General features: G+C 42.2%; 6 protein-coding genes. All 6 read right to left on the bottom strand.

Annotated features, from left to right (window positions below):
- Nucleotides 1-2046 precede the first annotated feature (2046 nt).
- Nucleotides 2047-2736 carry a type 1 glutamine amidotransferase gene (locus ACH59B_RS12435; RefSeq protein WP_045245286.1) on the bottom strand — a complete coding sequence of 230 codons (690 nt, stop codon included), beginning with the start codon at nucleotides 2734-2736 and terminating at the stop codon, nucleotides 2047-2049.
- A 185-nt stretch (nucleotides 2737-2921) separates the two neighbouring features.
- A complete protein-coding gene (locus ACH59B_RS12430; protein WP_404303890.1) occupies nucleotides 2922-3689 on the bottom strand; it encodes an IclR family transcriptional regulator in 768 nt (255 codons plus the stop codon).
- Between the two features lie 207 nt (nucleotides 3690-3896).
- The gene (locus ACH59B_RS12425) at nucleotides 3897-5747 is read right to left on the bottom strand and encodes an ABC transporter ATP-binding protein (protein WP_016818806.1); all 1851 of its coding nucleotides are present in this window, start codon (nucleotides 5745-5747) and stop codon (nucleotides 3897-3899) included.
- On the bottom strand, nucleotides 5734-7503 hold the full coding sequence (locus ACH59B_RS12420; RefSeq protein WP_404303888.1) for an ABC transporter ATP-binding protein: 1770 nt from the start codon (nucleotides 7501-7503) through the stop codon (nucleotides 5734-5736). Before ACH59B_RS12420 ends, ACH59B_RS12425 begins: the two co-directional genes overlap by 14 nt.
- Before the next feature lie 79 nt (nucleotides 7504-7582).
- Nucleotides 7583-7990: a MarR family winged helix-turn-helix transcriptional regulator gene (locus ACH59B_RS12415; RefSeq protein ID WP_045245283.1), complete on the bottom strand. Its 408-nt coding sequence runs from the start codon at nucleotides 7988-7990 to the stop codon at nucleotides 7583-7585.
- Nucleotides 7991-8855: 865 nt separating this feature from the next.
- Nucleotides 8856-10529: an RICIN domain-containing protein gene (locus ACH59B_RS12410; protein ID WP_277376395.1), complete on the bottom strand. Its 1674-nt coding sequence runs from the start codon at nucleotides 10527-10529 to the stop codon at nucleotides 8856-8858.
- Nucleotides 10530-10904: the final 375 nt, after the last annotated feature.

Below are 10904 nucleotides of genomic sequence, written 5' to 3'. Positions count from 1 at the left end.
ACGTATCTCTCCTCGCAAAATAGATATGGGTAAAAGTAACTCTGCTTAAATGACCTCCCTTGGCAAGGAACGGTCATGCGAGCCTTTTCTCCGGTATTAAATTGCCAATAGAAGTCAGTAAAAAGCGCCCACTCCTGATATACCATTAAGATCTGAGTGCGCATATTTGTTGTAGCAGTTTGATAATTATGCTTTTGCCGCCACGGCACGCGACGACAATCGTTACCGTTTCTCCTTCTCCTATCAGGAAGCTGGTACCCTTCAGCCCCCGGAGCTTCGAGAAGCTGGTTTTGATCAAAACAAGTACATCTTCTTTTCTTCGCTCACACTTTCGCAGTGCAAGCTTTTTTAGTTGGGCAGACATGGTGAAAAAACTCTGACTCTAGATGTATGAATATGTGCATGGAATGGGGACATTTTTGAATTATGCTGTGAGTGCATCTTGGTGGCGGGTTGTAGAACGGTTATCGCAATGTTAACAACGTAGTGTGTCGTGATGTGTGCTGTCTGAATCTTGGCTTGAGGGTATTGATGCTATGAGACGCATGAGCTACTGCACCGTGGTTAGGAGCGTAATTCTAGGTTGAAGGGGGCTAAAACTCACGATTGCGCTTATGACTTCCTGATTTTGTACATGGATAAAAAAGCGACGGTCATCGAAAGAGCTAGCGAAGTTTCCACGCTGCTAGGAAACGTTTCGCACTCCTCAAAATCTGTGCACAAACGGGCTTAATCATTTGAACTAACCGTGCATTTTACAGTACTTCTTCAGGTGTTTTCTGCATCAAATGAAGCTCTTCGGTGAAAGGTTAATCTGAATAAATAGGATTTGTCTTTGGAATACGGAAGATATGGGACAGATTTACCGGAATGATGCTATGGACAGATAATCTTGCAGTCTTGTTTATACAACTGCCATGATTTTTGGATACAGTCAGTGCTCCCTACAGTGTCTACAAAAGAAAACAGCTTATGTACTTATGAAGCCATTTTAGGCAATGCTCTCATGTCCGGTGAAACAAAATAACTGGGTCTTCTCAGTCAGATTGGATCACGATTTTCAAAAGCCAAGACACGACCGAGTCGCCATAAAAATTTCTAACACCCTCTTTCTGTCCATAATATAGCAATAAATCCTTATATATCTTCTTTACTCCCAATACTTTCTAGCTATTTTAAATATACAAACTTTAAAACCGATTAACATGGGACATAAGTTCCAAATTGATAGATTTCATAAAATTAATAAACACCCCATATTATTCTATTATATTTATATCTTTAAATGCAAGAATTGCACTTTTTTATTAAATTGAATACTAAGCATGACAAGTTAATGTGATTTAGAACAAAATTTTTGATTTTATAACCGATAAAATAAAAATGATGTATGCTTGCATGAAACTCCAAACCCCTTGCACCAAAACAAATTTTACATTACATATCATTAACACAAATGTAACAAACCGTTCCCGACACCATCCGACAAATTTCAACTTTTTCAGCGATTATCTTTAACTACCTAAATCATGGTATTTATTTACTCAAGCTGAATTAATTCAAAATTAATAACTCTTCACTTTTTAAATAGATAGTGATTTTTTTAGCTCTTTTGAACTATTTTCCAAGCGGAATTTTCTTTAAATTTTCTCTTGAAATTTCGATTTAGGTTAAATATTCTCTCATTTCAGCTATAAATTTTATTTTTTTATTAATAGAAACGTTTTGATTTTTCATTAAAAGTTTAGATTTTTAGAGAATTTATAACTTTTGGACCATTACTTTTGTAAAATGTATTGACCCGAAAACACAAAATAGCAAGTCTCCATGTGGCAGGAAGACTTGCTATTTTTTTAAGTTTTGGCGACTTGACCTTAAATAATGGAGTGAATATTGACACAGTGGAAGTACCGAACATATTTGTCGTGTGATGGATACTTTGTGCAAATCGAATCGTTTTTGTGCCAAGCTTGTAATGAAACTACCCCCAAGCCAATTTGTATTCGTGCAGCTCCCGATCCCATTCCCATGTTGATTTATCGCTTCCTAAGCGGTTAACGCAATTTGGTCCAGAATTCCCCACAATAACATTTTTGATTGCTCACAATGATCTATCCCTTCCCTGATCAAGGAAGTGGTTTGAATAAACGGTGCATCCCGAAGCTCATGCGGCCAATTTGCAAGCATTTGCTGGATACAATCAGTGGTAGATTCCAAATGAAACTGCAAACCTAGAACATGTTCTCCATACGCAAAGGCTTGATTCTCACAAGCTTCGGAGTAAATGAGATGCTGGGCCCCATCAGGCAACGTGAACGTATCTCCATGCCAAGCGAATGAAGTGAATTTTTTGGGAATTTTAGCTAACCATGCATGGTATTCTTGCGTCCTGTGGAAGCCATGCCAGCCAATTTCCTTTTCGCGGTTTGGAAATACGGATCCTCCTAAAACCTCCGATATCATCTGAGCCCCTAAACAAATTCCTAGTACTTTTTTCTTCATTTCAATTGCAATTTTTACAAACGCCTTCTCCTCAATAAGCCATGGATGTTCTTTTTCTTGGTAAACACTCATGGGTCCGCCCAAAATCACAAGGAGATCTAATGTTTTAAGCCACTTCTTATCAATACCTTGGGCAGGATCCTGCACGATTAGTTCGTGACCTGCATGTTTGGACCACGAAGCGATTACGGATGGATCGTCAAATGAAAAGTGACGAAATACAACAATCTTCATATACACTCACCCCTCTTGTTGAATAATCATATATTATCTCACTTTTCAGTATTAACAATATGATTATCCCGAATAATGGGATGATAACAAAAAATATAACTATTCCCATCACTTCCCTGAATAACGAAACAGGAATTGATAAGGCAGATGATGTGCAATGAATAGGTGTTTCTAAGCAAGCCAAACTACCTAACACGTCCTCGATAGCCAAGCTCGTTGGATATGAGGTTAGCATACTTTTTCACCATGTTTGAATACTTTTCGATGTTAACTTCCCCAAATCTTATCGAAGGTCCAGCAACATTCAAGGAACCGATTACGGTGTTCTCGTATGAGAAGATAGGAGCGCCAATTCCTGTGGTTCCCTCCGTTGCCTCGCTTATTGAAATAGCATATCCATTCTGTTTAATCGTCAAAAGTTCTTGTTCGACATCTTTTCGTAAAAATGCTTTTAAAGAAGTAGCCTCACTCCATTCGAAGGAATCCATGATTGTTTTTTGCAGCATCGGGTTCAGGAAAGCCAGAATAACTCGATTAGAGGCTCCTATAAACAATGGCAAACGCAGTCCGATGGGTTCTGATATTTTCAAGACTTGTGGTGAGTCGACAGAATCAATGTAAATTCCTTCTGCATTTTCTCGAACCGATAAATATACAGTCTCCTTTGTTTGTTTCGATATCTCCTCCATAAAAGGTCTTGCGATGGTACGCAACATTAAACTGTCCCGCATTAAAAAACCGTACTTCATAATGGACAGACCAAGCTTGTAACGTTTCGTCTTTGTATTTTGGGCCACAAAGCCATGTTCCGCTAATGAGGTAAGCAAGCGATGCACGCTCTGCACCGGCATATTTAACGCTTTGCTTATTTCCGTCACACTCATATCTTTCTCAGTGCCTTGCGGAAGCAGCAAATCCAAAATTTGAACAGCCTTAGAAATTACACCAGACAATCTGTTTTCACTCCTCAACTCCAATTTGGACTCATTATACCAAAAAGGTTAGAGAGGATAACATTACAATTGCGATATCTTACAACTGAGTAGTTTATAAAAAAAACGTGTCTGGGTCGCCCTTTGAAGGGGTCATCCAAACACGTTTCATTTTTACCCTGATATGATATTGATGGTTCCTATCGTGTTTCCCTAAAATTGTACTTTTCAGGATACATGTTCAAACTGGCTGTTGTATAAATCGGCATAGAATCCGTTTTTACCTAGCAATTCCTCATGATTACCCGTTTCAATAATGTTACCGTCCTTCATGACCAGAATCAGATCGGCGTTCTTAATCGTTGAGAGACGGTGGGCAATCACAAAGGAGGTTTTCCCAACAGTAAGTCGGTCCATCGCTTGTTGAATCAGTAACTCCGTACGCGTATCGACCGAACTTGTGGCCTCGTCCAGAATGAGCATGGGCGCATCTTCAATCATGGCTCTTGCAATGGTAATCAATTGCTTTTGACCGGCAGAGAGATTAGCTTTGTCGTCTAGCACTGTATCATAACCCTGCGGTAAAGTTTTAAGGAAGCTATGCAGACCCACTGCTCTACATGCGGCTTCTACCTGTTCATCGGTAACATGCTCTTTGGAAAAGACGATATTCTCACGAATCGTTCCTTCAAACAGCCATGTATCCTGCAGTACCATGCAGAATAATTTATGAACATTCTCACGTGTTAATTGGCTGATCGGAGTTCCATCAATATAAATTTCCCCTCCGTTCAGCTCATAGAACCGCATGAGCAAATTCACGAGCGTCGTCTTACCGGCACCTGTAGGGCCAACAATGGCAATTTTCTGACCAGCTTCAGCTTTCATAGAGAAGTCCTTGATAATCATATGGTCTTCCTTATAACCGAAACGGACATGCTTAAATTCGACATCCCCTTTGGCGTTATCCAGCTTCATGGTCTTGTCGCTCTCATCCACCAATTCTTCTTCACCCAGAAATTCGAATACACGTTCACTAGCAGCTGCCGCCGATTGCAAATTGGTTGCAGCCTGCGCCAACTGTGACAAAGGCTGTGTAAACAGACGAATATACACCATAAAGGCCACGATAGTTCCGATCGTTATAACATGTTGGTTCACCAGCAAAGCGCCCACGATACAGACCGCAACATAACCGAAATTCCCGATGAACATCATAACCGGCATCATCAGGCCAGACATGAACTGGGATTTCCATGCATTTGTATACAAGCGGCCATTAATGCCATGAAACACTTCTTTGGCTGCTTTTTCTCCGTTATATACCTTGACTACGTTATGACCAGCATAAGTTTCTTCGATATGACCGTTGATCTGGCCAAGCTCTGCTTGTTGTGCTACAAAATATTTCTGTGAATGCTTCATAATTATGGTCATCAGTGAAAAACCGATCAGCGTAGCTACAATCCCAGTAATGGTCATGATCCAGTTCGTATATAGCATCATAATCAATGCACCCACAAAGGTTGCCAGTGCGCTGACAAGCGTGCCGAGACTGTTGTTTAACGTTTGTCCAATCGTATCGACATCATTGGTCACACGGCTAAGCACATTACCATAGCTCGTAGCATCAAAATACTTCAAAGGCATATGATTGATTTTTCGGGACAGCTCTGTCCGCATCTTCTTTGTAAGACGCTGTGACACGGTTACCGTAATGAATCCTTGGAAATAATTAAAGATAAGGCCGAGACCATACAAAACTACCAATACAAGAACAATCTTCTGAACAGCATTCACATCAATCCCTGTTACGATTCCTTCCTGGATCAGGTTGGCAATATCGCTGAGCTTATCTGGACCAATCACGTTGAAGACGGAACCGGCCAGCGCCAGCACCATAGAGAGTATGATCATAGGCATATAAGCCTTGATGTAGGATAAGAGCTGGTGAATGTTCTTTTTAAAATCATTCGCTTTTTTACCAGTTCCCATCCCTTCCGTAGGACCTCTACCTATGGGACCTCGCTGTTTCATTTCGATGTGCTTACTGCCGACGGTGTGTTCATTCTTGTCCATGTACGAGTTCCTCCTTCGAAAGCTGCGAATAAGCGATCTCCTGATAGGTGCTGCAATTCGCCATCAGCTCTTCGTGTGTTCCGTTCCCTACAATCTCACCCTGGTCCAGTACGATAATCCGGTCAGCGTCCTTAATGGTGCCGATGCGCTGAGCAACGATGAGTGTCGTAGCATGGCCAGTTTCTTGTTTAAGCGCCGAGCGCAGAATCCGGTCTGTTCTGTAGTCGAGTGCCGAGAAGGAATCATCGAAGATATAAATCTCCGGCTGACGGTAGATGGCACGCGCAATGGACAGACGCTGCTTTTGACCACCGGACACGTTCGCTCCACCTTGTGAAATCCGTCCTTGATACTGACCGTCCATTTTTTCGACAAACTCCGTGCCTTGGGCAATCTCCACGGCTGTTTTGACGAGTTTCTCCGAAGCTTCTGCTCTTCCGTTATCGCCATACGAAACGTTGGATGCCACTGTACCGCTGAAAAGTACGGCTCTCTGTGGGACATACCCGATTTTGTTATGGAGTGTCTGCTGCTTATAGTTTCTGACATTCACACCATCCACGAGTACCTCTCCCTCAGTCACATCGTAGAAACGAGAAATCAGATTGATTACGCTGGTTTTACCGCTGCCTGTTGCGCCAATAAAGGCAACCATCTCGCCTTGTTTTGCCGTAAAGCTAATGTTGCGAAGCACAGGCTCCTCCGCATCCGGATATTTAAAGCTGACATTACGGAATTCCACCTGACCCATAACGCCCTCTTCTCCAGCTGTCTCATGCCCGTCAATGATGCGGGATTCGGTATTCAATACCTCCATAATCCGTTTGGCAGAAATCGAAGCTCGAGGCATCAGGAAGAATATCATACTTACCATCATAAAGGCCATGACCACCTGCACCGCATAAGATGAGAATACGACCATATTAGAGAATAGCGAAATGCGGTCCGGCACGGCCGTTCCGTTAATCAGGTAAGCGCCAATCCAATAGATCGAGACACTCAGACCCGACATAATAAAGGTCATGCCCGGACCAACCATTGTCATTAACCGGTTCGCAAACAGGTTTGTATTCATCAATTCGGTATTGGCCTGCCCAAACTTCTCCTCCTGATACTGATCTGCATTATAAGCACGCACTACGCGAAGCCCCGTCAGATGCTCACGTGTTACCCTGTTCAGATTATCAGTGAGACGTTGGATTTTTTGGAAACTGGGGAGAGCAAAAATAACAATGACACTCAGCATCAGGATCAGGACAGCCACAGCCACTCCTGTAGAGGCGGTCCACTGCCAGTTTTTATCTGCGATCTTTGCAATGGCCCACACGGCCAGAATCGGCGCCTTGATGATCACCTGCAACCCCAGCGCAACCACCGTTTGAATTTGGGTAACATCGTTCGTGGAACGGGTGATAAGGCTGGCTGTTGAAAAGCTGTTCATCTCTTCCATCGAAAAAGATAAGGCCTTGTCAAAGACCATCGCACGCAGGCGCATGGCCAGCCCTGCCGCGACCTTTGCCGCAAAATAGCCGACAATAATAGATGCAATCATACTCCCGACAGCACATAACAGCATATAAATACCAGGAATCAGCAGTTCCGACATCGGCGTTCCTGCAGTTTGCAGCTTGGTTGTAATTTCGGCCATATAATCAGGCAACTTCAAATCCAGCCACACCTGCACAACGATGAAGGCCAAGCTGCAAAGCACGAATATCCATTCATTTTTCTTGAGATATTTGAATATCTTCAGCATTCTGTTGTTCTCCTTTATCTGAAAATCTTAGGTGTTTGGTGCAATTAACGTATCCTGCATACGTCCTCTACATAGGAATTTAGCTTTTAGAGACAATAAGCTTGATGAGTCGAATAAACTCTTTGGCATCCTGTTCGTCCAGCTTTCGAAGAATTTTCTCGCTCCATGCGACTCCTTCGTTATACCTGTCAATCATAAATTGCTTGCCTGAATCCGTAATGAATACAATCACCTTACGTTTGTCGTTGGCATCCGTACGGCGTACAACCAACCCTTTCTTCTCCAAACTTTTCAGCGCCGTTGCTATCCGTCCCGTACTGACGGACAAGTATTCGCTCAAATGGCCCGAAGTAACCCCGTCCTGATGACTCAAAGCAATGAGAATTCCCATTTCACCACGAGAGAAATGCACTCGTTCCTCTAATGCCGGTTTGCGCGATTTGACGATACACTCGAATAGTTCGGTTGCCGATGCTTTATAGTCCATTGGCCGTACCACCTTTGTATTATCTTATACTGTAAGATAATAATGACATCTGGATATAAAGTCAATTCGGGGAAATATGGAATGGTTGAAGTTTCATGACCATTCACGACCTAGAAGTTGAATGAATCGAATAGAATGAATGTGGGGATTTTTAAAGACTCTATTGAAATGGCGGAGCAATCCAGCAGTGAACTGCCCAACATACTGTTTCTGAAGGAATGCGAAGAGGAATTTTCATTGCAATGCAACTGAAACAAGGAGACTGCGACAAGGAGTTTGACGCTTTACTCAGCTATTCACGGAAAAAATCCAAGGAAATATGCTATCCGAATATTGCTGGGGGTTGAACCGATGAGTTAGATTTGTTGATATGGACGTTTTAGCTCATTGGAGACAAGGAATACGATGACATTCTGCCTCCTCATCGTCAATCTAAATCGCGACAAATAAAAAAAGCCGCGATTTTCGCAGCAATCATTTTCCTATTTATTATCAACTGTTCCTCATGGTGAGAAATCTTTGGACAAGAATACTGGCTTCATCAATGGTTTGTTTTACAGTAGAAGCAGCAGGTTGGTCGTTAGCTAACCGAAGACCCTGTCCCGCCCAAAGTGACATATACTCGGGGCTGTTCGCTTTTGCAGCCGCCTGACGAATGTCCCGGGTCATCGCGTTTTGAATAGGGTAAGCAGGAATTGTTCTCTTTCAATTATAGAAAAACTGGCGCCGAACGGAATATCGACACCAGTTTTTGACCGTACATCTTTTCCAATATTGTGGCTTGACTAAGAAATGTTGAATGAGATTCAACTGAATGAATAAACAAATGTTAGAATGATGCTTTTAGGCAAATTATTGATCAGTGCTATTCAATAGATTCAAGCTTCCATTGTTGATTATAATTGGATGTATACCGCCATTGCTGAATAGGAACTCCCTCTGCAGTGGATAGACCTGTGACATCAGCTGGCTTATTGGAAATGACAGGAGTGATGCGATAGTAACCATCTCCTGTAGAGATAAAAGCAAATTTTTGTTGATCTTGGTCAGTACTAGCAGCCAGTTGGAACTTAGCGCCATGATCAAGAGAGCCATTTGTTACCTCGAGTGAACGTCCACTCTGCACATTCTTGATACTGTATTGACCTCCACCTAGATGCGTAACACTCCATTGCTGATTTGCTTCACCTGTATAGGTTGATTTAATTACACTTGTACCTTCTATCGTATTCTCAGTTTCCATAGCCTTGCCGTCCAAACGCACAAGCAAGCGATAAATACCATTAGGAACATTTCCAGCAGGAAGGCTTGCCTGATCTCCGCTACCGGCTGGCCGGGTGTAAAGAAGAGTCCCGAAACCAAGTTGGTCAAACGTTGATGGATACTTCAAATTTGGACCACCTTCGGTACCCTCCAGAGCCATTCGGGCAGCAATATTGGGTGCAGACAGACCTTTCCGATTGACATAATGGTTGTAGATCATCGCCCAGATGGGACGCATTTCGCTACGTTTGTCAGGCGATATTCCAGATTGAATATTTACCGCACCGTTTCTTCCTGATCCCCATTCATATGTTGCAAAGGGCACATCCTCGCCATTGTTGTATTTGGCAACATATTCAGCAGCACGTAGGAAGCGATTGTCCGCCCATCCATAAAGATCATCTCCCTGATTCCATGCCATTTCAGCAATTGTTGCCATTAAACCAACGCCTAATTGAGTATGCGCTTGGTCCCTTCCAGACTCTTGCCATTGGGCAAGACCATCAGGATGAAGGAATGGGATCGCATTATAAATGGACCCATTTCCTGCACCATTTTTAAAATATTCAACACCGATATCATAAATATCCTGGCGGTCACAGAATATTCCGATGGCAATGGTGGCAGCCATATTACTTAGATCCCAGTTCGCCCAGTAATTCTGTATATATGAATCATTATGACTATTGCCGTATTCATTGCCAATAAGGAATCTCTCGTTCAATGGTTTGTAAAATACAGTAAGAAGCATGTTCTGCATTTGTTCCACATTAAACCCCGGATAATCTCTCATAAGTTCTGCTGCATTAGCCAACTCATACCCATAAATTCCCGCCGCTAAGTAGCGATCAGCATTGCCGGAGATCGTTTTAAGATTAGAAGACCAGGCATTCAAAATATCACGAGCTGTATCTCCATTTGCAGTGTCCCCTGTAATTTTCCAACGAAGTGCATTCTGATAAGCACGAGCTATATCATTATACAACAGAGCTACATTTTGCCCACTTCCTCCTCGGATAATAGTAGAAGTAGCGCGTGGTTTCCATCCAGCCTGTGAAAGTGGGCTGGACAGCAATTGATTCCAACCATCCAAATAGGGTTGTCTGCCTTCATGAATCATCTGCTTCATTCGGTCAAAATCTGCTTTCGTATGTAATAGACCAGGATGAGCAAATCCAGTGGACGCTGCAGCTTTCGGCAATGTTTTCTCAGTGAATCCAAATGCACTTATTACTAGGCAAAAAATAATTGATACTAATAGTGTTCTTTTCAACAATTTACATTCTCCTTATATTAGTGTATTTAAAATAAATCCTCTGCTATTTTTTCTCGATCCTCCTTTATGTAATTCTCCTTTGAGTTGGTATATATACCTGTTTTTTCTGCGCTATTATGTTTATCGGTACTTCGATGTTTGATAATAGTAATATCTTAAAAAATAGTTCTTTTGAACTGTTAGCTGAAAGATTTGAAAGACAAAAGGTTGTTAACACAAAAAAGCCGCCAATTAGGCGACTTCTTAAATGGTACATGCTCATCAATTTTCTTCATTTTTATTTCCAGTTTCATTGTGGTTATTTCGAAGACTAGGGTTGAGGGCAACTTTGTGCAGACGGTAACCAATTGTACTGGTTGTTCATAACCCTCACAA

It is taken from the genome of Paenibacillus sp. DP01 (assembly GCF_044784315.1).
In the GTDB taxonomy this organism is placed as follows: Bacteria; Bacillota; Bacilli; order Paenibacillales; family Paenibacillaceae; genus Paenibacillus; species Paenibacillus polymyxa.
The sequence above is the reverse complement of the archived record's forward strand: the minus strand, read 5'-3'. Positions and strand labels throughout refer to the sequence as shown.